Annotated in this window: 20 protein-coding genes; 15 read left to right on the top strand and 5 right to left on the bottom strand. The window is 38.3% G+C overall.

Annotated elements, in window-relative coordinates:
- Nucleotides 1-59: 59 nt before the first annotated feature.
- Nucleotides 60-1,280, bottom strand: a complete 1,221-nt coding sequence (locus IGI38_RS14285) for an IS256 family transposase (protein WP_438729813.1) — start codon at nucleotides 1,278-1,280, stop codon at nucleotides 60-62.
- Nucleotides 1,281-1,384: 104 nt separating this feature from the next.
- A complete protein-coding gene (locus IGI38_RS14280; protein WP_438731769.1) occupies nucleotides 1,385-3,808 on the bottom strand; it encodes an ATP-dependent helicase in 2,424 nt (807 codons plus the stop codon).
- 406 nt (nucleotides 3,809-4,214) lie between these two features.
- On the opposite strand from IGI38_RS14280, the gene IGI38_RS14275 reads away from it, so the two are divergent.
- The 5 genes from IGI38_RS14275 to IGI38_RS14255 all read left to right on the top strand — a co-directional run bounded on the left by IGI38_RS14275 (nucleotide 4,215) and on the right by IGI38_RS14255 (nucleotide 11,186).
- Nucleotides 4,215-5,363, top strand: a complete 1,149-nt coding sequence (locus IGI38_RS14275; RefSeq protein ID WP_438731766.1) for an SIR2 family protein — start codon at nucleotides 4,215-4,217, stop codon at nucleotides 5,361-5,363.
- Nucleotides 5,356-7,086, top strand: a complete 1,731-nt coding sequence (locus IGI38_RS14270) for an ATP-binding protein (protein WP_438731763.1) — start codon at nucleotides 5,356-5,358, stop codon at nucleotides 7,084-7,086. The genes IGI38_RS14275 and IGI38_RS14270 overlap by 8 nt, the downstream gene beginning before the upstream one ends.
- Nucleotides 7,087-7,344: 258 nt before the next feature.
- Nucleotides 7,345-8,175 carry a BglG family transcription antiterminator LicT gene (licT, locus tag IGI38_RS14265; RefSeq protein WP_438731759.1) on the top strand — a complete coding sequence of 277 codons (831 nt, stop codon included), beginning with the start codon at nucleotides 7,345-7,347 and terminating at the stop codon, nucleotides 8,173-8,175.
- 101 nt (nucleotides 8,176-8,276) lie between these two features.
- Nucleotides 8,277-10,202: a beta-glucoside-specific PTS transporter subunit IIABC gene (locus IGI38_RS14260; protein WP_438731756.1), complete on the top strand. Its 1,926-nt coding sequence runs from the start codon at nucleotides 8,277-8,279 to the stop codon at nucleotides 10,200-10,202.
- A complete protein-coding gene (locus tag IGI38_RS14255) occupies nucleotides 10,203-11,186 on the top strand; it encodes an ADP-ribosylglycohydrolase family protein (RefSeq protein WP_438731753.1) in 984 nt (327 codons plus the stop codon).
- Nucleotides 11,187-11,209: 23 nt separating this feature from the next.
- Here IGI38_RS14255 and IGI38_RS14250 read toward each other — a convergent pair whose 3' ends face one another.
- Nucleotides 11,210-12,214 carry a DMT family transporter gene (locus tag IGI38_RS14250; RefSeq protein WP_438731750.1) on the bottom strand — a complete coding sequence of 335 codons (1,005 nt, stop codon included), beginning with the start codon at nucleotides 12,212-12,214 and terminating at the stop codon, nucleotides 11,210-11,212.
- A gap of 93 nt (nucleotides 12,215-12,307) precedes the next feature.
- Here IGI38_RS14250 and IGI38_RS14245 point away from each other — a divergent pair, with 93 nt between their 5' ends.
- On the top strand, nucleotides 12,308-13,189 hold the full coding sequence (locus IGI38_RS14245) for a LysR family transcriptional regulator (RefSeq protein WP_438731747.1): 882 nt from the start codon (nucleotides 12,308-12,310) through the stop codon (nucleotides 13,187-13,189).
- 143 nt (nucleotides 13,190-13,332) lie between these two features.
- Here the strand turns inward: IGI38_RS14245 and IGI38_RS14240 are convergent, their stop codons facing one another.
- Complete coding sequence (locus tag IGI38_RS14240; RefSeq protein ID WP_438731744.1) at nucleotides 13,333-14,001, bottom strand: Crp/Fnr family transcriptional regulator; 669 nt, start codon at nucleotides 13,999-14,001, stop codon at nucleotides 13,333-13,335.
- Nucleotides 14,002-14,142: 141 nt separating this feature from the next.
- Here IGI38_RS14240 and IGI38_RS14235 point away from each other — a divergent pair, with 141 nt between their 5' ends.
- The 5 genes from IGI38_RS14235 (at nucleotide 14,143) to IGI38_RS14215 (ending at nucleotide 20,992) form a co-directional block, all read left to right on the top strand.
- Nucleotides 14,143-15,090, top strand: coding sequence for an L-lactate dehydrogenase (locus IGI38_RS14235; RefSeq protein ID WP_438731742.1), 948 nt, complete (start codon nucleotides 14,143-14,145; stop codon nucleotides 15,088-15,090).
- Nucleotides 15,091-15,106: 16 nt separating this feature from the next.
- Entirely contained in the window at nucleotides 15,107-17,359 is a 2,253-nt protein-coding gene (pflB, locus tag IGI38_RS14230; RefSeq protein ID WP_438731739.1) for a formate C-acetyltransferase, read from the top strand.
- 63 nt (nucleotides 17,360-17,422) lie between these two features.
- Nucleotides 17,423-18,187, top strand: a complete 765-nt coding sequence (gene pflA, locus IGI38_RS14225; protein WP_438731736.1) for a pyruvate formate-lyase-activating protein — start codon at nucleotides 17,423-17,425, stop codon at nucleotides 18,185-18,187.
- A gap of 58 nt (nucleotides 18,188-18,245) precedes the next feature.
- On the top strand, nucleotides 18,246-19,022 hold the full coding sequence (locus IGI38_RS14220; protein ID WP_438733381.1) for a formate/nitrite transporter family protein: 777 nt from the start codon (nucleotides 18,246-18,248) through the stop codon (nucleotides 19,020-19,022).
- 377 nt (nucleotides 19,023-19,399) lie between these two features.
- Entirely contained in the window at nucleotides 19,400-20,992 is a 1,593-nt protein-coding gene (locus IGI38_RS14215; RefSeq protein WP_438731733.1) for a C39 family peptidase, read from the top strand.
- A 325-nt stretch (nucleotides 20,993-21,317) separates the two neighbouring features.
- Here IGI38_RS14215 and thyA read toward each other — a convergent pair whose 3' ends face one another.
- Nucleotides 21,318-22,235, bottom strand: coding sequence for a thymidylate synthase (thyA, locus tag IGI38_RS14210; RefSeq protein ID WP_438731730.1), 918 nt, complete (start codon nucleotides 22,233-22,235; stop codon nucleotides 21,318-21,320).
- 755 nt (nucleotides 22,236-22,990) lie between these two features.
- Between thyA and IGI38_RS14205 the strand changes: the two genes are divergently transcribed.
- The 4 genes from IGI38_RS14205 (at nucleotide 22,991) to IGI38_RS14190 (ending at nucleotide 26,028) form a co-directional block, all read left to right on the top strand.
- Nucleotides 22,991-23,875 (top strand): sulfite exporter TauE/SafE family protein, encoded by an 885-nt coding sequence (locus tag IGI38_RS14205; RefSeq protein ID WP_438731727.1) that lies wholly within the window; start codon nucleotides 22,991-22,993, stop codon nucleotides 23,873-23,875.
- Between the two features lie 23 nt (nucleotides 23,876-23,898).
- Complete coding sequence (locus IGI38_RS14200) at nucleotides 23,899-24,213, top strand: pyrimidine/purine nucleoside phosphorylase (RefSeq protein ID WP_438731724.1); 315 nt, start codon at nucleotides 23,899-23,901, stop codon at nucleotides 24,211-24,213.
- 138 nt (nucleotides 24,214-24,351) lie between these two features.
- Nucleotides 24,352-25,125, top strand: coding sequence for an HAD-IIB family hydrolase (locus IGI38_RS14195; RefSeq protein ID WP_438731720.1), 774 nt, complete (start codon nucleotides 24,352-24,354; stop codon nucleotides 25,123-25,125).
- Between the two features lie 39 nt (nucleotides 25,126-25,164).
- Entirely contained in the window at nucleotides 25,165-26,028 is an 864-nt protein-coding gene (locus IGI38_RS14190) for an aminoglycoside 6-adenylyltransferase (RefSeq protein WP_438731717.1), read from the top strand.
- Nucleotides 26,029-26,033 lie beyond the last annotated feature (5 nt).

Raw genomic sequence — 26,033 nt, 5'->3', positions numbered from 1 at the left:
TAACTTCAAAATCTATCGATGAACGGGGCTGTAAAGAATTTTGTGTAAGTTCATAAAGCTTAAATGTAATCGGTCACTCGAGTTTCAAAAAAGATGACGAATTGTGACAGAATTTGACCCCAATTTTGGACCTTCATGGTCCATTTTTTTGTGACGTCCATTGTTACAAGATAAAGCATCTTTATTAACGACTCATCTGATGGAAACACACTTTTTGATTTTGTCGGTTTTCGCAATTGTCGGTGAAATCCTTCAATAAGATTCGTTGTGTAAATGATTCGTCTTAATTCTTCTGGATACTTGAAAAAAGTAGCCAATTCGGTCCAATTATCCATCCAACTTTTGGTAATGATTGGATATTTTTTACCCCATTTTTCGTCAAAATCACTTAAGGCTTCTAAAGCCTGTTCCTCAGTAGATGCTTTATAGATCGGTTTTAAATCAGTAGTAACAGCCTTTAAATCCTTATAACCAACAAATCTCACACTGTTTCTAATTTGATGGACAATGCATTTTTGAACCTCTGTTTCTGGAAAAGTGGCTTGAATGGCTTCACTGAATCCATTTAGATTATCCGTACACGCAATCAAAATATCTTGCACACCACGATTTTTCAACTCATTCAGCACCAATAGCCAGAACTTTGATGATTCAGATTCGCCGATCCAAATACCTAAAACTTCTTTTAAACCTTCAACTGTGATACCTAAAACAACATAGGCAGCTTTCGATTGAATCCGGCCTTCATGACGGACTTTAAAGTGAATCGCATCCATAAAAATAATTGGATAGAGTGCTTCTAAAGGTCGATTTTGCCATTCCTTTACCAGCGGCAAAACTTTATTTGTGACATTTGAAATGAGCGTTGGAGACACTTCGGATCCATATAAATCGTTAAAGTGATCTTGAATATCTCTGGTGCTCATGCCTTTGGCATACATGGCAATAATTCGTTCTTCTAAACCAGAAACAGAAGATTGATTCTTTTTAACGATGGCAGGCTCAAATTCACCCTCTCGATCTCTAGGGACAGCAATCGGCAGGTCGCCATATTCTGAGGACCGTAAGGTCTTAGAACTGGAACCATTTCGCCTATTCGTAGTGCTCTTCGTCTTTTTATCGTGTTTTTCGTAACCGAGATGTGTCTCCAGTTCTGCTTCCATAATCTCTTGAATCGTTTCACCAAACATATCTTTAAATGCGTCTTTTATATCTTCGGTAGTCTTAATATCATAGTGTTGAATCATTTCTTTGATTTGATCTTTAGAGAGCATACTCATGGTCTGTTCCTCCTGGTTGATTTAGTTCATTTTACCATTGGAACTTACACAAAATATTTTATACTCTCCGATGAACTCTTTGAGAGGATGACTATTTCTTAATACTAGAAATTTCTTACGCTCATATTTGACTCCTTTATAAATTCAGACATAATCGTCGGTTTTTCATTCACTGTTCTCGGATAAGTAATATAAAGATTTTTCTTTGCTCGAGTAATTGCCACATACATCAATCTTCTTTGCTCTTCAAGAATACTCGGTGGTTTGGCACGTTCAATAGCAATTTTTAGGTCACATTTATTTTTTGGAAGAGATCTATGATTTGGTAATGAGCCATCGTAAACCCCTCTGACAAATACACTCTTTTTTCCTAGCCCCTTACTTGAATGAATAGTCATAAGACAAACAGCATTGAGTCGACCGTTATCGTATTCAGCTAAACGCTTTTTCATGTTGTCATTTTGCATTACAGTTTGTTGATAGTAATCCGAAAGTCCTTTCCAATTCACTTTATCGTATAGTTCGTTCTTCAACCATAACAATTCCTCTTCGTCCAAGTCCGCTTTGAATTTTCGTGTATTTATGAGTGAATCAGCAATTTTTTTCAAATCTAAATCATTATGATTTAGCAGGGACTCTATTTGTTCAAAGAAAATCATAGAAGAATATTTTTCTTTATTTGATAAACGTCTCTCTTTACCAAGAAAATTAACAATTTCCTCACTGATATTCTCGTCGGTATATTGCTCATTAGCGAAGAATCTATTTGCAAACGAAGCACTAGTAGCATAATTGATATAGAAGCATGAAGCATACTGTTGAATCAATTTTTTTAGAACTTCTTCTTTTCCCTGTCTGTTTGTAACAGCTCTAGCTTCTATAAATAAATCGAACTGCACTTTGAACAAATTTATTGAAAAGATGCCTAAGAGGTTGTCTTCAACCTTTGTTACGAAAGGGATGTCTTTCATTGTTAAGTACTTCATGAGTGATCGAAGCTGTAATTTTGTAGGATATAGAACTAATATATCGGAATAATTTGGATAAGAATTGTCGAAAGCAAAGGGGGCTTCTTTTTCGGCCAGTTTAAAGATATTGTCAGTTATCCAGTTGGCTTCAGAATTTTCGTCTTCAAAACCAGCAATAAAACAATCGTTAGAAGTATCCTTATTATTCGCTACCATAGATTTAGAAATCCGATCGTGAGCATTGTTTTGAATGAGTACATTTCCCGCTTGAACAATTGGAAGGGTCGAACGGTAATTTGTCATTAAACTTAATGAGGTTTGTTCGTACTCTTGATCAAACGCTTTAATATACTTAGGTTCAGCTCCCCGAAAATAGTAAATGCTCTGGTCGTCATCACCAACAATAATCAATTTAGTTTTTGTTTCAGGATCATTTTCTTTATCGGGTGGACAAATCAGTTCTACAATTCGTTTTTGCAGAGGATTAATATCCTGAAACTCATCGATGAAAATATAACGATATTTATCACGTATATACCTTAATGCAGTGTTATCAGTTTCTAAAATGAGTTTCAAATTATTCATCATGTTATCAAAAGAAATAATTTCTTCTTCACGTTTTATTGTTTCGAGTTCGTCTAGAAAAAGTTTAAAAACTGTACTCAGTTTCGTGTCTTTAAAAAAATTCTCTTTATCAAAGTGTTCCTCAATAAAATGAATGATGTCTGTGTCAGAAAACCCCATATTTACCCAATAACTTAAACGCTTCGCGATGTTCGTGTCTTCAAATTTATCAAAATTGTATAGCTTGTACTTCTTAATCAATTTTCTAATGACAGTGTCAATTTTCTTTTTTTCTATTTTCCCTGGTATTCCTATGGTTGATAGATGTGGAAATGTTTCTTTCAAGATCTGGACTTCGTGGTTGAACCAGCTATGAAATGTTTTTACCTTGATTTTGTTACTACCGTTCATATATTTTACGACTCGTTCATTCATTTCTTGAGCAGCTTTGTTTGAAAAAGTACACATTATAATCGATTCTTCTTTGATCTGTTGGTATTGAACTAAATAGGCTGCTTTTGCACAAATAGTTTGAGTTTTTCCACTTCCAGCTCCCGCTATTATTCTCAAATGAGTCTTCATGTCGAAGCGAATAGCTGCTAATTGCTCCGCACTAAACTCATTACCACCATTAAATTTTATTAGCTGATATAGTACATTGGCATCAGGATCAGTAGGAGAGAATAAATCAGAAGTAGGAGTTGGTATCGTATCAATTATCCCAAATCTATCTTCATAGTTTTTTAATTTGTTTGAAATCAAAAGGTTCTCGTTGATTTTTACTTCATTTTCTTTCTTTAAAGTTTCTGTCAGTGTATTAAGTTCATTCATTCGTTTTTCTTTGTTTTCAATTTTTGAGGTCAATTTATCAATATTCTCTTTTTGCTCTTCTAATTGTTTGTTTAATATCTTTAAATCTGCAGTCAATTTAGATTTTTCGTCACTCATGCTAAAAAAGAGATCAGAAATTTTATTAAGTATAGGCTTTGAACTCATTCGTTCCTCCTTCAGGTGAGTGTTCTCGACTAAAAAAAGTCTTGCTGAACTATTCGCTATATCTAACACAAAAAAATAATAACTATTTATGTTGAAATGTAGTAACATTGATTGTGTGCGTAATTAGTCTGCATTATAAGTGTTTTTTATTAGTTATCTAATTAATGAATATTGTAACCTTCTAGGAGTATAAGCTCAAGTCAACAGAAAAAATAAGAATACTTTTTTTGATGGTTAAATAGTATGTTTGATTGAGTCTCAATAAAAAAGGGTAGAAATCAAAGATTTGAAAAATTAATCTCTCGTAAAAAGTGTTGATTTTCGATCTTTTTTAAATCAACGAAGCGAATGTCTGCATTGAAAATAAAAAAACGTGTCTAAATTTCCTTTGGAAAGGATGGAAACAATGGAAAAAGAGAATGAAGCAAAACTGTATCACCTTCAGGGAGCAGGAGATGTTCTTGAGGGAATTGAAGAGGTTGATAGTCAAATTGAACATGTTAGTGGTTTTATCAAAGAATCGTTAAGAGCCAGCAATCTTGCCTTTTTTATAGGGTCTGGTTGTTCCACGCCTTCAGTACCAATGATGGGAACTACAATGAAGGAAATACTATCAAAACCGAAAAATACTGATATCAAGCTTAAAGTTTTTGATTTTGTTGAGGATGGCTGGATTGATGATTTTACGGATATAGAAGGTTTATTAAACTGGATTCAAAGTGGAATAAGTTTTGAGAGAAATGAAGACAAAAAGAGTGAGCTCAAATCAATTTTTGAAAAGATAAAAAAGGAGTTCATTCAAACGATTCCAAAATTTGGTGATGATCAATATGCTAAGTCAAAAACGATTGACACTTACACAAAATTCTACCGTTCCATTTTTAATTCTAGAAGAATTGAAAGTACAAAACTATCTGTTTTTACAACCAACTATGATTTATTTAATGAAATTGCGATGGAGCATAATAATTTTTCGTATACGACGGGTTTTTCAAGTGATTTAAGCCAATCGTTTGATATCAATCAGTTTAAATATCGTCTAGTTGATGATACAGAACGATACAAAGATAAATGGCAACCAGTAAAAAAAGAAGCTAATATATACAAAATTCATGGTTCAATAAACTGGTACCAAGATGGTAATGGTAGACTCCGTCAAGGAAATGGAAAAGAAGAAAATATCGTCATTTATCCAACAGTATTGAAACACAGGGAAACTGCTCAATCTCCATATTCAGAATTATTTAGAGAATTTTCTACTACTCTCCAAAAACCGAATACGACACTTATTGTAATGGGATATGGTTTTCCAGATGAGCATATCAATAATATTATTTCTCAAAATCTTCAAAACCAAGATTTTAACCTTATCATATTTGGTGATAAGGATGAGGAGAAAATGAAGGAGTTTTATCGCAGTTTTGAAAAGAAAAGAAATGTTCATCTTATTGGAGGTTTATTTGAAGATGGTACTAAAGGCCATTACTTTAACTTGATCACTGACAAATACTTACTGAGAGAGACAGCGGAAAAAATAGGTGAAAAAGATGCATAGTATCGGACGAGTTTCAAGTATAACTTATAATAAGTTAGTTTTTGAAGTTTCTGACTTTAGTAAATTGAACTACAATCTTCTTGGTCATACTTATGTGGCCAAAGGAGTAGTTGACTATGTCACTATTATTAATGATATAAACCAAAAGTTCATTTATCAGGTCATAAAGGCTGAAGATAAAGAACAGATACTAACCAAGTTAGAAAACTCAAAGCTGGATTATACAGGGAAATTTGAATGTATTCCTATTGGAATTATCCAGGATGGAAAAATAGAATTTAACATGAAACAGTATCCCTCGTTACAAAATAGAGTGTACTTAACGAATGAAGATGAGTATGGCATCATTTTTTCAATTGATCATTCGGAACATGCTTTGAGATTAGGGGTTATTGAGGAAAAATATACTGCTGAGATCGATCCAGAGAAAATATTTAGCCATCATACAGCTATTTTAGGTAATACAGGTTCGGGGAAATCTACAACGATAAGGCAATTAATTTCGGAAACGAAAAAACTAGAAACCAAGAATTTACATTTACACGTTTTGGATATACATGATGAATATTCAGGAATAGACAATGTTTCGACAATTGATGTGCTAAAGGAATACAAGATAAACGTTGAGTCTTTGGATCTTCAGGATTGGATAAATTTAGTGAAGCCTTCTGATTTGGTTCAATTACCAGTTTTACAAACAGCACTCAAATTAGCCGATGCATTGAATAATTTTCGAATTTCAGAGAAATGGTTGAGGTGTTTTTTGGCCTTTACACTTTTTCGCTATGCTCAAACAGATGCTGTAGCAAAAAGAACTAAAATAATCAATATTTTGACTGGTACTGGAATTGATACTAGTTCATATAATGCACAATATGCTAACTTTTCTAGTAGCGATGAGAAGACATTTTTAGATTCTTTGCTATCAACTATGAGATTTGAACACTCTGATGAAACAGACAATACTTTTCTTCAAAAAAGATTAGAAGAAAGTGATTATAGAGTAGACTCTTTCGAAAGTTTATTAAATGGTTTGGAGTTCTCCTTTTTGTTAGAAGAGTGTAAAGGAAACGCTCAAGCGCGTTCGCATTGTGGATCATTAGAAATGAGAATCAAAAGTATACAGACTCGATATTCCTCACTGTTATCGGATAAAACTAATTCTACACTGATAAGTGATGAGCAAGTGATAGTATATTCTGTCTCTTCCTTGGACGATGACTTATTGTTATTCTTTTCTTCATATCTGTTAAAACAAATTTTTGAGAATAATAAAAAGTTACCGTTAAAGGATCGAGACATTAACATATTCATCTTGGAGGAAGCTCATAGATATATCGCTAGATTCAGAGAAAATAGTTCATTTCAGGAAATTGAACGGTTTAAAACAATCGCAAGAGAAGGACGAAAGTTCGGTTGTTTTATTTTTCTTTCAAGTCAAAGGCCAAGCGAACTATCTTCAACGGTGCTATCCCAATGCAACAATTATCTTATTCATAGAATAAAGAATAATCTGGACCTAGACTATATGCTAAAAACTATCCCTTATATTAATTCTAACCAGTTAACAAGAATCTCATATTTGCCAACAGGAACGGCATTTATTGTAGGAGAGCTATTTCCGATCCCAGTGGAAGTGAAAGTACATGAGGTATCTAATAATGATATTTCTACTACACCAAAAATAAAGTATAAAGAATTAAATGATAGGATTGGAAAGTAAAAAAATAGAAACTTGCAGTAATTTTTATCAGAAGTTTCATGTGAATTTGAACTTACGAATGCAAGCATTCGTTAAAGATTTATAAATATGCTAAGAAATTCTATAAAACAAACTAGCACTAAGCTGAAAGTTTTAAAAGTTTTTTTGGATATAATTATTTTATGATGGTTATATTTTTCTTTTCGGTTCCATCCTTGACAATCCCCAAAGAACCCGTATCATAGCTTATGAAAGTTTGCCGGAGGATGGGGAGAGAACTTGCTGAGAATAAAGAAGATTTTTAACAACAATGTTGTCTTGGTAATTGACACAAAAGGTCTGGAACGTATCCTGATTGGCAGAGGGATCGCCTTTCGGAAACGGGTTGGCGAGACGGTTGAGAAGGATAAGATCGAGAAGACGTTCGTGGTGGATTCTCCGAATGTGGCGGATCGGTTTGTTCAATTGATCGAAGAAGTCCCGATCAATCGTCTTGAGATGGTGACGCTGATCATTAAGAATGCGGAGGCGGAGCTGGATCGGACCTTTGATGGTAATACGTATATTGGCTTGGCGGATCACATTAATTATGCGGTGAATCGTTTTAGAAAGGGTGAAACGATTCAAAACGCGCTGTTATTGGAGATCAAGAAGTTTTATCCGAAGGAATTTGCGGCGGGGATGAAGGCGCTTGAGCAGATCGGCTATTATGAGGGAATCGAGCTGAATGAGGATGAGGCGGGGTTTATTGCGCTTCACTTTATTAATGGCGGCTTGAATAATGATACGGCTCAGACGTTATTGACGACAGAGATGCTGCAGAAGGTGGTCTTGATCGTGGAGGATTGTCTAGGGATCGAGCTGGATACGGAGTCGCTGAATTATGTTCGTTTTGTTACCCACTTGAAATTCTTTATTCAACGTGTCATAATTAACGAACCGAGGCAGGAATCGGTGCCGGAGATGTTTGAGCAGGTGGTTCAATTTTATCCGAAGGCGACTGAGAGTGTCGGGATCATCAAAAATTATCTACAGGACAAATTGGCCTGTCGGATTTATCCGGAGGAGGAGATGTATTTGATTCTCCATATCCAACGGCTAATTAAATAAACGGGATTGTAACTGATTATGCAGGCAACACCCAAGCAAGGGATGAAGAGTCTCTTGTTTGAGTGTTGCCTTTTTTATATGCCAAAAAAGGGGGAAGTAACATGGATAAGTATCAGGATTTGGTATCATTTATTTTGGAAAAGGTTGGCGGGAAGGAGAATGTCTTAAGCGTCACCCATTGCATGACGCGGCTGCGTTTTACCTTGAAGGATGATTCATTGGTGCAGCGTGAGGAAGTGGTGAAATCGCCGGAGGTCATGAGTGCGCAGTTTGCTAGCGGACGATTTCAGGTAGTGGTCGGAACAAATGTAGCTGATATTTTTCAAGTGGTTCAGGAGCAGTTGGATGGGAAAACGGTCGCAGCTGAAGAAGAGAAAAAAGGGTTAGTCAGTACATTAGTGGATACGATTACAAAAGTGATCACGCCGGTTTTAGGAATCTTGACTGCCTCTGGTCTGCTGCAGGGGATCTTAGCTTTATTGACGGCGACGAATGTCTTATCGGTCGATGATGGGGCCTATATTATTTTGCATGCGATGGGGCAGGCGGTCTTCTACTTTTTACCTGTCACATTAGGCTATACGAGTGCGAAGGCCTTCAAGATGAATCCTTTTGTGGGGATGATGTTAGGTGCTACGTTGCTGATTCCAGAACTGATGACGGGGCTGACGAGCGGCGATGCTTTGTACACGTTATTTGAGGGGACGCTGTTCCAAACGCCGGTCTTTAATACCTTCTTTGGTATTCCGATTCTTTTTCCGGCGACTGGCTATCAATACACAGTGATTCCGATCATCTTTATTGTTTACGTAGGCTCGAAGGTAGAAAAATGGCTGAAAAGGGTCGTACCGGCAGTGATTGCCCACAACGTGAATTCTTTCTTAACGATCTTGATTACCGTTCCACTAGCGATTTTGGTAGTTGGTCCGGTGACGAATGTGCTTAGTTCGCTAATTAGTGCGGGCGTGTCGGGGCTATATGGGATCTCACCTTTGATTACTTCGCTAGTCGTTGCGTTGCTGTATCAACCATTAGTCATCTTCGGATTGCATTGGCCGATTTCAGCGATTGGGATTACCAATTTAGCACAATCGGGTGTGGATTATATATTCCCGATGTCCTTTACCGCGAACTTTGCACAAACCGCCGTTGTTTTAGCCGTCTTTTTACGGACGCGTTCGAAGGATCAAAAGGCGTTGGCGATTCCAGCGATGGTGTCAGGTTTGTTCTGTATCATCGAACCGGCGATCTATGGCTTTAGTTTGCCAGTCAAGAAACGGTTTGCGTTCTCGATGATCGGCGGCGCTGTGGGTTCATTGATCTTAGCGTTGACTTCTACAAAAATGTACACGATGTCCTTTGGGATTCTTGGGTTCGCAGCCTTTATCAATCCTAAGAGCGGGAGTATGAATGGCGTGATCCTTGCAGTTATCGCTTCGATCGCTACAGCTGCGGTGGCGTTTGTATTAACCTATATGACCTTTAAAAAGGAAGAAGATGTCGTTGATCCTGAAGAAAAAAGTTTAGTGAAAGCGGAAGTGTTAGTTTCGCCGTTACAAGGAGAAATCAAACCGATTGAAACTGCAGCAGATCCAAGCTTTGCTTCGAAATCATTAGGCAGCGGCTTCGTGATTGTTCCAGAAAAGGGTGAGGTTGTATCGCCCGTAGCTGGCACCGTCGAAACGGTGTTTCCAAGCGGACATGCGATTGGAATCGTCAGTGACACTGGGATCGAAGTGTTGATCCATATCGGAATTGACACAGTGGAGCTCGAGGGAGCAGGCTTTAAACCGTTAGTGGAAAAAGGCCAGAGAGTGGCTCAAGGCGAGAAAATTCTAGAAGTCGATTTGGCAAAGGTAACGGAAGCAGGCTATTCTATCGAGTCCTTTGTGACCGTTACAAATTCTGATCAATTTTTAGACGTTCTTAGTCAGCAGGAAGGACATGTCAAAATCAACGATAATGTAATGACGGTCATTCCCTTCAATAATCAAGCAGAAACAATCAACTTAGCGGAGGTAAATTAGGTGAGAGAAAAGATTTGGGGCGTATTAGCGGCCGGAGCATTGGGCGATGCAATGGGGATGCCGACAGAATGCTGGTCGCAGGAAAAAATCCGTCAGAACTTTCCCGATGGGGTGACAGAATTAATCGCATCGAATGAAAATGATGTCTTTGGTCGGAAATTAGCGGCGGGAGCTATTACGGATGACACATTGAACGTGCTAATGATCCTATCCATGATCAAGAAAAATCAAGGACAGATTCGCGTGGCAGACTATATCGCCGAATTACGAGAATGGAATGACAATTCGCCGGTTTCGGCTTTCGTCTCAGGACCTTCAACGCTCAAGGCTTTGGAAAAAATCGCTCAGGGCGTGCCAATCGAAGAGACTGGTGTCACAGGGACGACCAATGGGGCATCGATGAAAATTGCACCGATCGGATTAATTAGTGATTATCGTGATTTGCCGACATTGGTGAAAAATGTTGCGGAAATCTGCCTGCCGACCCATAACACGAAAATCGCAATCGCAGGAGCTAGTGCTGTAGCGGCGGCGATCAGCTACACGGTCCGAGGTGGGCAATCCATCGAAGAAATTTGGTCGATCGCCTTTGATGCGATTAACGCAGCTAAAGAATACGGACATGATTTTCCTGCGGCTTCACTAACATTCCGCATGAATCAAGCGCGAAAAATTCTGCGACAGGAAAGCGATGAACAAATTATTTTACAACGATTGTACGAAGAGATCGGTACCGGAATGGAAACGATCGAAACGATCCCGAGCGCTTTTGTCATCATCGAATTAGCCAAGGGCGAGCCATTAAAGGCTGCGCAATTAAGCGCGTCGCTTGGTTGGGATACCGACACTATTGGCGCCATCAGCGCAGCAATCTGCGGCGGCATGAACCCTGAGCTGCCGAAAGAAATGATCCAGCAGATCGAAGCGGTCAATCAGTTGGACTTTGAACAGTTGACGGATGACGTGGCTGCATTTGTGAAGTAAAGAGAAGGATAGTAGAAAGGTGTTCAATTGCGAACACCTTTTTTTTGTTGGATTTCTCTAGGTTCAATTGGTTTCGCCGTTCCTTTTTTTACGTGATTAACAATTAGGATACCTGCTGAAACGAGTGTTAAAGAAAGAAGATTTCGCAGCGAAAGGAGCTCTTCATTTAGCAGCAATGCGGAAAGGGCAACGCCGAAAATTGGAATAGTAAAGCCAAAGATTGCTATCTTTTCAACCGGATTATATTTTAGCAAGATCGTCCAGATGCCGAAGCCGGCAGCGGATAGAAAGACTAGGTAAGCAAAGAGAATCAGACCCTTTGCATCAAAGTTGCCAATAAAACCCTTCATCAGCCAGCCAATCACAATCAAGGTGCCGCCGCCGAAAAGCAATTGATAGGCGGTAACTGTAATAGGAGATTCGCGATCGGTCAGAAGTTTTGAAGTAACGGTACTTAAGCCATAAGCGATCGCAGTGATACATAGAAGACCTTCACCCTTGAATTGAAAGCTGTTTTCCCACGAACCAGGCGTCAGGTTAATAACGATTACCCCGAGAAAACCTAGTGTACAGCCGAGTATTTTTGTCCACGTCATTCGTTCTGATTTGATTAAAAAGTGGGCGGATATAATGGCAATGAAGGAGCTGGAGGCATCGATGACTGAGCCTTTTGTTCCCGTTGTATGAGCCAGGCCGATATAGAAAAAGGCATATTGGATCGTCGTCTGAAGCAAACCTTGACCAAATACGGCGGGAATGGACGAGCGTTTGATCGTCAGCAAACGTTTTTCGATAAAACAGCCAATGATGAAGGTGAGGACACCGGAAAGAAAAAAGCGGTAGCCGGCAAACAAAATTTGGCTGGGGATTCCTTCAATATGGAACCAATCGTAGCTGACCTTAACGAAGGGAAAAGCACTCCCCCACAATGCGCAGCAAATGAGCGCCAATACGGTTACGTTACGAGTTTTCTGTAATGCATGATTCATAGTTACACCTCTTAAATCCGAATGTTCTTGCACAGACATTCTCTTTTCTCTAAACTATCATTAATAGCTGATTTTAAATATCCGAATGTTTAGAATTATTCATTCGATAATGTTGAATAGAGGAGGAGAGAGATGGATCTTAAATATTTACAGACGTTTAAAACGATTTTGCGGACAGGCAGTTTTCAAGGTGCTTCTCGGGAGCTTAACTATGCGCCATCAACGGTTACGTTTCATATTCAGCAGCTGGAGGAGGAATTGCAGCTGCAATTATTTGAAAAGGTCGGTCGGAAGATGGTGCTGACGCAGGCAGGGGATAGTATCTTGCCCCATGTAGATACCATCTTGCGTGCGATGGATTCTCTATATAACTGTGAAAAGGAAATGAGCGAACTGAAAGGAACATTGGTCGTAGCCATGCCTGAAACATTGCTGATCTACAAAATGCAGCCTGTGTTAAAACGATTCAAGGAAGCGGCACCTAAGGTAAAATTATCGATTCTGATTCAGGACTGCGACAGTGTTCGTGCCGGCGTATTGGACGGCAGTGTGGATATTGGTATTCATTATGATGTTGGCGGAGAAGAACGTTCACTTGTGAGTTCTGTTTTGTCTCGTTTTAAGGCTGTTTTGATTGCTTCGCCAGAAGAGGAGCCTGAAGCGCTGGATTTTGTAACACCAGGGCAAAACAAGGTGATTGATCTGATCAGCTATTATCCGGATAGCGTCTTTCAAGAGACGATCAATCACTATTTGAACGAACGAGAGATCGTGCTGAATTGTTCGATGCAATTATGGAGTGCGGAAGCCATCAAAAGGAATGTCATGAGCCGCATGGGGGTCGCTTACCTACCTGAATTTGCTTTGACTGAGGAATTGGAGCAGCAAAAATTGATCTCAGTTCCTACAGAGTTAGATGAGGAGATCATTGCGCTCTATGCGTATCACAAAAACAAATACCTAACGAAGCAAATGCAGCTATTCTTATCACTGATCGAAGACATTATCGGTTAAGGGGTCTATTTGCAGAACATGTAAACATTGCTAAATTAGCCAGGGCCAATCTTAATTGTTGGCCTTTTTTTATTTATCTTTAATTCACACGTTAAGTGCAATACAAAAAGCCCAAATTTGGATGAACTTAATTTGGGTGAAGGTTATTGTTGTGCGGTGGTTAATAATAACTCAATATCCTTAATCACTATTCTATTGGAACACGTTTCTAAAATATTCAGCTCTTTTAATTTTCGTAGAATTCTATTAAAACTGCTGGCATTATAGATTCCACAGAATTTAGCTAATTCTTCATTTGAGATATTTAAGTCAATCAGTCTTCCTGAGCTCATGTCCCGACCAAAAGATTCTTGCAATTCATTCAGCAGCTCGCAAACAGCTCCCAGTTTTCCATTACTAGTTAACGCACACGTTTTTCGAATTTGAAAATTAAGGTTTTTTCGATAATAAAATCTAATGTATTCATTTAGAATTTCGTCATGTTTTACATCATTCCAGAAGGCTAATCTATCTAGTAATAAAATCTCCGCATTTTCACTCAGCGTACAAATAGAAAAAGGGTTGTTAACAGTAGAAGAATTCTCATCTTCAAGTAATGTAATGATATTTCCAGCGGTAACAAATTTGATATTAAACTCGTTACCGTCACTTAAAAAAGTACTCATTTTTACAATACCGTAGTTAACAACATAGACATAAGATGTTTGATACTCTTCAAAAGCAATGTACTCGCGTTTTCGAGTGGAGATTATTTCTTTTTTACAGTGTTTAACATAATCAGAAAAATGGGTATTCAACTGCTGGCTATTCATACTTTCACCTCTCTTTTTACTCATTATAAAATGAAGAAAGCGCTATATCATTAACAAATGTTAATGAATTTGTTAGAAAGGATTGTGTATTATAACAGCGTCAGGAAGCGCTTCCTCACCAAGAAAGGACGGTATGTGATTGTGAATAAGAGAATTGTTTTGATTGGAACGGGATCGGTCGGATCGAGTTATGCTTTTTCTATAGTGAATCAGAATATTTGTGATGAGCTTGTTTTAATCGATGTAAATAAGGATAAGGTAATGGCTGATGTTTCAGATATTCAAGATGGGCTACCCAATTTTTTTACGAATGTAGATGTTTGGAGCGGTACTTATAAGGATTGCTGTGAAGCAGATATTGTCTGTATTTGTGCAGGTGTGCCACAAAAAGTTGGTCAAACTCGATTGGATTTAATAAATACGAATATTGATATTGCTAGAAAAATTACAGAAGAGGTCATTGATTCTGGATTTAATGGTATTTTTTTAATCGCTTCTAATCCTGTTGATATCATTTCATACGCAGTATGGAAATACTCTGGTTTTTCTAAAGAAAAGGTTATTGGGTCTGGGACAACTTTGGATACCGCAAGATTAAGGTATCAATTAAGTCGCCGATTAGATTTGGCGCCTCAGGATGTAACAGCAAATGTTTTTGGAGAACATGGGGATTCAGAATTTGTACCGTGGTCGACTGTTAAGATTGCCGGAATGAATTTGAATGATGTGAAAGAACGGCTTAAAGTCACAGATTATGAGCTAGAACAAATTTATGAGCATACAAGAGATGCCGCATATAAAATAATTCAAGCCAAAGGTGCTACCTATTACGGTATTGCAATGGCACTAACACGAATTAGTAAAGCGATTTTGAAAGATGAACATATTGTACTAACAACCTCGACTTTATTAGAAGGAGAATATGGGCAAAAAGATGTTTTTGCGGGTATACCTTGTGTGATTGGAAGAGAAGGAATACTAGAAACAGTGACTCCGACGTTATCAGCTAGCGAATTAAGGAAATTTACTAAGTCCATTCAAATTTTACGTAAATGTAATCCACTTTGCGAAATGATCAAAATCGGTTAGGAAAGAGTGAGACAAAATGACAGATGTAGCTTGGAAAGACTTCGAAGGAGAACTTTGGAGAAGAGAAATTAATACTCGAGATTTCATACAAACAAATTATACTCCTTATGATGGTACGGCTGAATTCTTAGCAGTGCCAACCGAAGCAACCGATAAGCTCTGGGGAAAGTTGCAAGAACTTCAAAAGCAAGAACGGGAAAATGGCGGAGTCCTGGACATGGAGACAGATATTGTAACAGCTGCGAATGCCTATGGTGCCGGCTATATTGATTCTGAATTGAAAGAACAAGAGACCATTGTTGGATTGCAAACAGATAAACCCCTAAAAAGAGCGTTTATGCCTTATGGTGGTATTCGAATGGCTGAAGAATCTTTGGAAAGTTATGGATATACGCCTAATCCCAAATATTCAGAAATTTTTACGAAATACCGTAAGACACATAATCAAGGAGTCTTTGATGTTTATACCGCAGAAATTCGTGCTGCTCGTCGAAATAAAATTATTACCGGATTGCCGGATACCTACGGTCGTGGTCGAATTGTTGGGGATTATCGAAGAGTAGCTTTATACGGAATTGATCTTTTAATGAAGAAAAAATTCAATGATTATGACAATATTGGATATGGTCAATTTACGACAGATGATTTACGATTACGTGAAGAAATAACAGATCAATACAATGCTTTGAAACGTATGAAGGAAATGGCTGAAGCTTATGGGTATGATATTTCTCGTCCGGCAGAAACTGCGAAAGAAGCAATACAATGGACCTATTTTGGATATTTAGCTGCCATAAAAGAACAAAATGGTGCGGCCATGTCCATTGGCAGAATCTCTACTTTTTTAGATATCTATATTCAACGAGATCTAGAAAAAGGATTACTAACAGAGACAGAAGCACAAGAATTGATTGATCATTTGGTTATGAAATTAAGGATGGTAAAATTTGCCAGAATTCCGTCATATAATGAACTGTTCTCGGGAGATCCAATATGGGCGACTTTGGCTTTGGCAGGAATGGGACTGGATGGTCGGACATTAGTAACCAAGAATGATTTTAGATTTTTACACACTTTAGAAAATATGGGGCCTTCACCTGAGCCAAACTTAACCGTGTTATATTCTTCACGATTACCAGAAGGTTTCAAGAAATATGCCGCAAAAGTGTCAATAGATACTTCTTCCATTCAATATGAAAATGATGACGTTATGCGTCCAATTTGGTTAGATGATTACGCGATCTGTTGTTGTGTATCGGCAACACAGACAGGTAAAGAAATGCAATTCTTTGGCGCCAGAGCTAATTTGGCAAAGTGCCTGTTGTACGCTATTAATGGTGGTATAGATGAAAAAACAAATGCTCAAGTTGGCCCAGCGTATAGAGGAATTACTTCAGATCAGAAACTAAATTACGAAGAGGTGATGAAGAAATTTGACGCAATGATGGAGTGGCTAGCGGGAATATATGTAAATACCTTAAACTGCATTCACTACATGCATGATAAGTATTATTATGAGGCTGCAGAATTAGCTTTGATGGATACAAAACTTGATCGAACATTTGCAACAGGTATTGCTGGATTCTCACATGTGGTAGATTCACTATCCGCAATAAAATATGCGAAGGTATATCCAATTCGAGATCAAAATGGACTTGTAATCTCATATAAAATAGAAGGGGATTTTCCTAAATATGGGAATGATGATGATAAAGTAGATGATCTTGCGGTGGATTTGTTAAAATCTTTCATGGATAAAATCAATCATTATGAGACTTATCGAGATTCAGAAGCAACAACTTCTATTTTGACGATTACATCAAATGTTGTTTACGGAAAAGCTACCGGGGATTTGCCTGATGGACGTTTAGCTGGTGAACCACTTTCACCGGGCGCGAATCCTTCATATGGTGCGGAAAAAAATGGATTGCTCGCCTCTCTCAATTCGTTAACGAAATTGCCGTACAAATATGCACTTGATGGTATTTCAAATACACAAAGCATTAATCCAGATGCTCTTGGACACGATGAGAATGAAAGAGTAGAAAATTTAACAAATGTTCTAAATGGGTATTTTGATAAAGGTGCTCATCATATTAACGTCAATGTCTTTGGTAAGGTAAAATTGGTGGACGCAATGGAACATCCAGAAAAAGAAGAGTATGCTAATTTTACTATTCGGGTTTCGGGATATGCGGTTAAGTTTATAGATTTGACAAGAGAACAACAACAAGACGTTATTAGTCGAACTTTCCATCAAAAAATGTAATCAAGTCATTTGGACGAATGGATAATCTCCATTCGTCCTTTTTTAAAAGAAGGAGAGTTAGGAATGGAAGCCGGTTTATATGGAAGAATTCATTCGATTGAAAGTTTTGGCTTGGTGGATGGACCTGGTGTCCGATTTGTTATTTTTTTCCAGGGATGTCAGATGCGTTGTCAGTTTTGCCAAAACCCTGATACTTGGAGAAAAAATGATCCAAAAGCAAAAATAGTAACGGCAGATGAGCTATTAGAAAAAGCAATACGGTACAAGCATTATTGGGGTAACAGTGGAGGAATTACAGTAAGTGGTGGAGAACCGCTATTACAAATTGATTTTTTGATTGATTTGTTTCAAAAGGCTAAACATTATGGAATTCATACTACGCTAGATACATGTGGGGAACCATTCACTAAAAAGTTGACGTTTTTTTTGAAACTTCAAAAGTTATTAAGCTACACAGATCTGATTCTGTTAGACATCAAACATATTGATGAATTAGCCCATAAAGCGCTCACTGGCAGTAGTAACCAGTCGATCATACTATTTGCGAAATATCTTTCTGAAATTGGTCAACCAACTTGGATTCGTCATGTATTGGTTCCTGGTAAGACAACTCAGGTGGAATACCTAAAACAACTATCCGAGTTCGTAAAGACACTAGATAATGTTGAAAAAATTGAAATTTTACCTTATCACACGATGGGAAAATATAAATGGGAAGACCTGGGTATCGATTATCCATTAAAAGATATTAGTAGTCCAACCGAAGAACAAATCGCGCGAGCAGAGACTATACTAAAAATTACACAAGATAGTAATGGAAAGAGGTAGTTGAGTGGAAAAACAAATATCAGATAGTGCAAATTCTAAAATAGATCAATCGCCATTGATGATTGAGATTACTCGGATTATTAAGGCGAAAAGCTCTCTTTATGAACATAGTTACTTTCGATACGCATTACGTTCAGTTTACGCCTGTCTATTTTTATCACTTGGAACGGCAATTGCTTTTGCCGTTGCAATGAGATCAGAAGAAATCATACCAAATAGCGGGAAATTTCTCTTTGCATTTATGTTTAGCTGGTCGCTAGTAATGATTCTATTCTTGAATGGAGAATTAGGAACTTCTAACATGCTGTATATGACAATCGCGTATCATAAAAAAATACTAACATTTAAGAAAGCGGTCAAAATTCTAAGTACATGTTTAGTATTTAACTTGATTGGTGGAATTTTCTTTTCTTTTTTGATTTCTAATACGTCACCATTTAATCAATTATCTATGCACAACTTTTTCTTTGATAGTATCTCAACAAAATTGGCGAAATCGTCTTTGCAAATTATTATTGAAGGAATCTTTGCAAATATTGTTGTAAATATCGCAGTATTGATTTGTTTGAAAATGAAAGATGATGCTGCTAAAGTTATCACCACGGTATTTATTATTTATATCTTCGCATTTCTAGGATATGAGCACGTGATTGCCAACTTTCCAGCGTTATTCTTAGCCTATTTTTCATCACATGGACAAGTAGAGAATTTCAACGTCATTTCAGTTGTTCATAACTTGTTTTTTGCTTTAATAGGAAACTATATCGGCGGAGGTCTGATTATGGGAATTGGTTATTCTTGGTTGAATAGTTTTGACTCGCCTTATCTAGACTAGAATGAACTAGAAGATTATAGAAATCAATAAAATGTATGCGATTACAATAAAATGATAAAAGAAGCAATCACTCAATCAGTAAAGCCCATTATTGAAAATGAACATAGCTATGACAAACGTAGTAAATAGTTTGATTCTTTAATAAGTATCCACGAAAATAATTATTCGTGGATACTTTATTTTTTTGGTAAGGGGAATAAATGGAGTTTGTTTAGAATCTAATTTGTTCATTTTTTTGATCATTAAAAAACTTTTATGCACCCAATTAATCAGGTTGACGCACAAAAAAAGTAATCAATATTCTTGAAAAGGCTTTTATTAATAAATAATACGTGTTTTAATAATAATGATAATTATTATTTTGAAGGAGGGTAAAAATGGAAAAGAAACGCTTCAAGATGTATAAGAGGAAAAAAACATGGGTTGTTGCACCAATCGTCTTTCTAGGTTTATTGGGTGCTTCTGCATTTGCCACGGATGAACAGGCTGTCTATGCAGATGAGGTTAATAAAGAGCAAGCTGTTCAGGTAGTTGATCCGCAAACAATAGCGGTGGAAGAGGCCGCGCCGACAACGGATAATCAAACGAATGCTGTGCCAGGAGAAGCTACGGAAACACAACCGTCAACGGAAACAAGTGAGCCAATAGAACCAAGCAAACCTGCTGAGACAGATGGTACTAGCGATACGACCAAACAAGAGGTTCCAACTGAAGATCAGAGAGAAACCGATGAGACGAAGCCGTCAGACACAGATGAAATAACGGATTCTACTGAAGTAGACGATAGCAAAACTGAGGATACGACAGCGCCTGATACTACTGAAGTCATTGAAACACCAACCACAGATAATAAACAAGAGACAGTCAAAGAAGATTCGACAGCTAATAAAAATACTACGGCGGCAACGTCTCAATCACAAACAACGACAGTTGCACCAAAAGCAGCGGTTGCAGCTGCTCCGAAAGCAGAAACGAAGGCGGCAACTGTTGCGACGATCGCCATTTATCGTGTGTACAACCCGAATTCTGGGGAACATTTGCATACTATGAACCTGAATGAGAAAAACTATCTAGTGAAACTAGGTTGGCGTTATGAAGGAATAAGTATGCGAGTGCCTTTGTCAGGTCGCCAATTATTCAGAATTTATAATCCAAATTCCGGTGAGCATTTCTTTACTTTAGATGGGAATGAAAGAGACAATCTGAAACGTGCTGGCTGGCGTTATGAAGGAATCGCTTGGCACACCCCATGGGCGGGGATGCCGATGTACCGAGTATTTAATCCGAATTCAAAAGGAGCAGGCTCGCACCATTATACGATGCTATTGAGTGAACGGAATGCGTTGATCAAGGTTGGCTGGAGAAATGAAGGCATTTCTTGGTACACACTTGGTGGTGCACAACCGATCGCGCCTATTGAACGCACACTGAGTGTTCCTTATGTGAGTCAATATGCTCCTGTATTCAGTCCTTGGGGATGTGCGGGTGCTTCGATGACGATGCTGCTGAGATTTAAAGGAAAGACGGTTGACTTGAAATATGTTCAAGACAATTTACCAATGTATCCAAGCGACAAAGGCGGGCAAAAGGGCGATGTTTATACTGGCGCTGGCTTTGGCTGGGTGATCACTCCCGGTTCGTTAGCGAATTATGCGAAGAAATGGTATAGCAATGTGTCAAACATCAGCAATGTTAGTACGCAAAATATTGTCGATCGCATCATCAACGGCAATCCTGTATTGTACTATGGCTATTCCTCGTATCAAACCGATACGATCCGCAATCACTGCAAGGTGATCGCTGGTTACAAGGACAATAAATTTTTAGTGTATGATCCGTTGTATTACAGCTCGAGTGCTAAAGCGGGCTCAGGCGGTCCGAATAAAACTTACGACCGCGGCGCGATGGCTTGGGTTTCGATCACTGACTTTGCGAAAGAATGGGATGGCCGAGCTATCGGGATTAGTTAATGTGATCGAATTAGATAAATAGATTCAATAATTGATAGAAAGAATTGAACTAAAATACTCAAGAGGTTGTCAAAATTAGCGGGTGCTACTCGATAATTTTGGCAACTTCTTTTGATGTAATCAATCGATCAATGCTCATGTCTTGTGTCAGTGAATCAACTTTGACAAAAGAAGGTTTTTTATGAGAATAGACTAGTCGGTCTATGTTGTTAGGCAATCAAGTTAATTGAAGTTAAGTTCAAATTTTTAGAATATTTATATAGAATTGAAGTTCGCTTAAAAAAATAGAGCAGTAAACGACCGAAATCGTTTACTGCTCTATTTGCTATTCTGCTATTTCGTATTTAATGACGCCGTTGTGTTCGTAGTTTTCTAGTTTCACATCAGACAAGCGGCGATCAAAGAATGAGCGTTCTTTGCCGTTTTCGTCGTATTTGTCTGGTAAGACAAGTGTAGGTTCATTATCTGGTACTGGCTGTGAGAGTTGTTCAGTCAATGCATCGATGTGACGGTCGTAAATGTGTGCATCATCGATACACCAGTGCATCGTACCTAGTTCAAATCCTAATTGATCAGCGATCAGGCGATGTAATACCGTGTATTGATAGACGTTGAATGGATTGCCAAGTGCCATGTCGGCGGAGCGTTGTTTGACATGGAGATCAAGCACGCCTTTGTTGATTTTCCAGTTGGTTGCCCAAACACAGGGTTCCAAAGTCATTTCGTCTAAATCATCGACGTCCCATAGGCTGGTCATGATGCGGCGGGAGCCGGGATTGTTTTGTAATTGATGCAAAACGTATTCGACTTGGTTTAATTTTTCGTCGTGGTCTGGCAGCTTACGGCATTTTTTGGCTAACTGGAAACCATAGGCTTTGCCGATCGTGTTGTCTTCGCCAGCCCATTCGTTCCAAACTTTGCATTTGTGGTCCTGCAGCCAAGTCACGTCATTGGATAATTCTTGCCAGATCCATTCCAGTTCGATCAAAGGCGTTTTTTGGAAGACACGTTTTGATTTCAAAATTGGAATACCGTCTGTAGGGGTGATCTTAAAGTTGACACCTTGGATAAAACGAGTAGGAGCGGGGCTGCCATCGGCATATTTTGCTCGAACCAAAGCAGGGTCTTGATCCGTGCCGTTTTCAATGATATCCATGACGATGTCGCGATAAATTTTGTCGAAGCCAGTATATTCAGTCACAAGAATTCTCCTCTTTTTTATGCTTTTGTCTGAGTTTAACATATTTGCTTGAATTCGTGGATTAAATTTTCTTCAGGATGTCATTCAGCATACGACGAGGCTGGATGCACGGACTTTCAATTTATAATTTGGTCTACTTGTCTTAGAAGGTAAGTGAGATGCTCGATCATTTTTATGAATTTTTTGCGTATTCGAAGGATTAATAATTCATATTAATGAAAAAAGTCTTGATAAATATTTTTTTTATGACTATAATTGCAAATGAAAAGTCATAGCGAGGATAAACGAGGGAAATCAATAAAAGAAATACGATTTCTTTTTATTTTTCTGGTTTAATGTGAATTGTATAACAATAATCGTTTGGATTTTTGATTAGAAACATGCTCTTAGGCTATGAAATGTTTTGTCATGAATTTAGCATGATTAATACAACTTATCAAAGGCAACAACATTTCTGTTTCGGGGTGATTCAGGTCTTTTTGTGCCATCTAATTGTGTTTAAACTAGTGTTTAAAGTTCATGAATTCACATTTTTTATGGTTGCGTAGAGAGCTTAAAGTAATAGGATTAAAACATCAGTAAATCACGTTTTTTTTAATCATTAATAAGTTGGGTTACTGTAGATAAGCTTGAAATTATTAGTTATCACAATTTCATTCATATGAAAATGTATACAGTGTAGGCAAGAATGAAAAAAATGATGCAGTGGGAAGGAAACAGACGTACTTGAGCATGCAATTGATTGAAGTACGGGGTAGCTGCTCTTTTTTAATAATTTTCCAAAAGGAGTTCAATGTATGAAAACAGTATTATTAGTTGTATTGGTCGGGTTCATTGGTCTACATGTAAGTGTCTTCGGCAGAGACATCTTCAAACACCGGAAGAATCTAGGAAATGAAAGTATGCCGATTTCTATAGGTATTGGATTTATTACTGATTTTTTTGACACATTAGGTATCGGAGCTTTTGCGCCAACGACGCTTTTGGTGAAGGTTACTCGGCAGTTAGATGACGATCGAAAATTACCTGGAACATTGAATGTTAGCCATGCGTTATCGTGTTTGTTGGAAGCGCTTATTTTCATTACTGTTGTAAAGGTAGAGCCATTAACCTTGTTCTTATTGGTTGCTTCAGCTACGATCGGCTCTTGGATCGGCTCAAGATACGTCACAGGACTTCCAGAACAAAAGGTTCAATTTGTGATGGGATTGGCGTTGATTCTAACTGCAATCTTGATGACATTAAAACAAACAGGCATGATTAACATTCTTGGAGAAGGAAATGTCGCTACAGGATTAACAGGCGTTAAATTAATTATCGGAATTGTTGGAAACTTTGCTTTGGGAGCATTAATGACCATGGGGGTTGGACTTTATGCGCCTTGTATGGCTATGGTTTACATGTTAGGGCTAAGTCCGTTAGTCGCTTTTCCAATCATGTCGGCTTCTTGTGCCGCACTGATGCCTGTGGCTAGTATCAATTTCATTAAAACAAATGAGTACGCTAGAAAGCTCAGCCTTGGTATTACTATTGGAGGTATTGTTGGAGTCATTATCGCCGCAAAATTTGTGACAGGCTTAGATATTACTGCTCTTACGTGGATCGTGATTGTGGTTATTATCTTTACTGGTCTTACTTATTTGCAAAAAAGCTATAAGACAAAAGTTGCGGAAAATGTATAGATTTTATAAAGAGGAGAGTATGTATGTTTGAGAAGGTTAATGTAGAATCTAAAGCAAATATTTATTTTGATGGGAAGGTTACCAGCCGGACGATCCATTTGGAGAACGGTGAAAATGTTACATTGGGCTTTATGCTAGCAGGAAGCTATACGTTCAACACCCAGAAAAAAGAAATCATGAAGGTGACACAAGGAGCGATGACTGTTTTGTTGCCTAATGAAGAGTTATGGAAAACAGTTAGTGAAAACGAAGAGTTCACCGTTCCAGCAAATAGTGCCTTTCAAGTGAAAATCGAGAAGTATGCGGATTATACTTGCTTCTATGTGTCTGAGGATTAAATAAAATAAAACGAGGTATCGGAAAGCTGTAGAACGTTTTCTGGTACCTTTTTTCGATGGTAAAAATATAACGGACAATTTTTGAATTGGACGGATATGCTACAATAAAAAGGATTAAGACGAAGGAGCGGGTAAAGAATGGAAAAGAAATTATTCTTCTTTGATATTGATGGAACTTTGACGGATCGCAGCACGGGTCAGGTTGTTCCTAGCGCGAAACAAGCGCTTGAGCTATTGGAGAAAAACGGGCATTTTGTTTCGATTGCAACAGGACGGGCGCATTACAAGTGTCGTAATTTATTAAGCGAGCTTGGGCTGGAAAACATGGTGTGCTCCGGCGGTATGGGCGTAGTCATCAAAAATAAATTGGTGAAGAATACTCCTTTGGATAAAGAAGAAGCATTGGCGGTTATTCATCAGGCCGAAGAAAAAGGTATCGGTGTTTTGGTTGCAACGGATGATTCGGAGAAGGTTTATGCTAGGAATGATTTATTTAGAGAACAGGTCGGACCGCGTCAAGAGCCGACAGAGTATTTCATTGATCCGACATTTAATGTGAATGAGGCGGAGGATATTTTCAAGTTTTATTTGGCTTTGCCTAAGGATCAAGACCATTTAATTCCAGAACCAATCAATTTTGCGAAGCTGCGGTTTGTCCCGGAATATACCATGTGTCAGCACGATAATAAAAAGCAGGGTATCTTGGATGTTTTGGATTATTTTGACAGACCGCAAAAGGATGTCGTGGTCTTTGGCGATGACGTGAATGATCTGGTGATGTTTGATAAGAGCTGGACCAGTATCGCGATGGGGAATGGTGTAGCTGAATTGAAAGAGCAGGCTGATTATGTGACGGATCGGAATGTTGATGATGGGATCTATAACGCTTGTAGGAAGTTTGGCTGGATTTGATTTGAAAAAGAATCCAATTAATGGAAAAGGGGGCTGTTTATGAAAAGTGAAGTATTCTATCAGCAGTTTGAACAGCGATTTACTCAGTGGGGGCAAAAGCAGGACGATGTTCATGTCGCCTACGTGGCCGGTTCGCGAGCGCGGCAAGATCATGGGGCGGATGAGTATTCTGACATGGATATTCAAATGTATGTGGATGATCCAAAACAGTATCTGGATACGAATGGCTGGATTGGAAATTTTGGTAAACTGAATACCGCGATCCCGTTCCAAAACGGCGGTGGCGGATTAGAATGGTTAGCGTTATTTGAAGGCGGCTATCAAGTTGATTTTGTGATTGATTCACTGGCGGCATTTCAGGCTCAGGTTGAAAAGAACGTTCCGCTTGAATGGTTTCGTCGCGGGGCGAGAGAGCTACTAGATAAAACTGGAAATGCTCAACAGCTGATTCCTGAACGCTTTGAAAGGACTGCTGCACAGCCTATTACTGCGGAGAATTTTGATTTTACAGTGAATACTTTTTGGTTTTTGGCAATTTATCTAGCCAAACAAATCGTACGCAAGGAGTTGTGGACGGTCAAGCTGCGAGACGCTGAATGCAAACAGGTTCTGCTCCAAACGATCGAATGGTATGAAAAGATGATTCATGGTGATGAGTACGATACATGGCATGCGGGTCGTTTTATCTATGAATGGGTGGATGCTGACATTTTCGAACGATTGAATGGTGTCTTTGGAAAATTTGATGCGGCGGATAGCTGGCGTGCGTTGCAGGAGACAATTGACCTGTATGAAATGATGTCGCGTAAACTGGCGGATCATTATCACTATGCCTATCCTGAAGAATTGGTGGTTGAGGTGAAGCTATGGATTGAAGAACATGCCGATATTTTGGATAAATAGTAAAA

Origin of the sequence: Enterococcus sp. AZ128 (genome assembly GCF_051714485.1) — a bacterium.
In the GTDB taxonomy this organism is placed as follows: domain Bacteria; phylum Bacillota; class Bacilli; order Lactobacillales; family Enterococcaceae; genus Enterococcus_A.
Note: the sequence above shows the minus strand (reverse complement) of the source record. Positions and strands in the feature narration are given on the sequence as shown.